This window comes from Shewanella sp. 10N.286.51.B7, assembly GCF_002873615.1.
Classification (GTDB): Bacteria; Pseudomonadota; Gammaproteobacteria; order Enterobacterales; family Shewanellaceae; genus Shewanella; species Shewanella electrodiphila.
Window position 1 is genome coordinate 136,066 of the sequence record NZ_MCUF01000021.1, and the last position, 642, is coordinate 136,707.

Here is a 642-nt window from a genome sequence, read left to right on the forward strand (position 1 = left end):
CCACTCTGCTATTCCTTCTTTTATCCACTCCGCTATTCCTCCTTCTATCCATTCTACTATTCCTTCTTCTATCCATTCTGCAATTCACTCTTCAATTCATGGTTATTCTCACGTTGCATGCTTTGGTGCTGTTATATAAAGAAGGCTTAATATCATGATGTGGTCATGTGTACTTTTAAGGGTAATAAAATCATTGTCGATTGCAGAAGTGGATAAACTGAAACGTTTCGACCTTAAATAGTGATATTGTTTTAAAGCAAAAAAACAAAAATCGGTAGGGTGAATTGAAAATATTTGTGGCTTAAGTCGGCAATATGATTAAAAACAGTTCAAATGAATATATGTTTCTGAAAAAGGGTTTGACTTATTTTCTTCAAACAGTAATATACCGCCCAAGAAACGGAGAGGTGGCCGAGTGGCCGAAGGCGCTCCCCTGCTAAGGGAGTATGGGCTTTAAATCCCATCGAGGGTTCGAATCCCTCCCTCTCCGCCATTTCTTAAAAAATAGTAAACGATGCGGATGTAGCTCAGCTGGATAGAGTACCTGGCTACGAACCAGGCGGTCGGAGGTTCGAATCCTCCCATCCGCACCATTGCTATTTTGTGTTTGAATTATTTAATGAGCGGATGTAGCTCAGCTGG

2 tRNA genes are annotated in these 642 nt (G+C 40.7%); both read left to right on the forward strand.

What is annotated here, in order from left to right:
* The first annotated feature begins 401 nt into the window (after positions 1-401).
* Positions 402-493: transfer RNA gene (locus BCU84_RS04830), tRNA-Ser, on the forward strand.
* A 23-nt stretch (positions 494-516) separates the two neighbouring features.
* Positions 517-593, forward strand: a tRNA-Arg gene (locus tag BCU84_RS04835).
* The last annotated feature ends 49 nt before the right edge of the window (positions 594-642 follow it).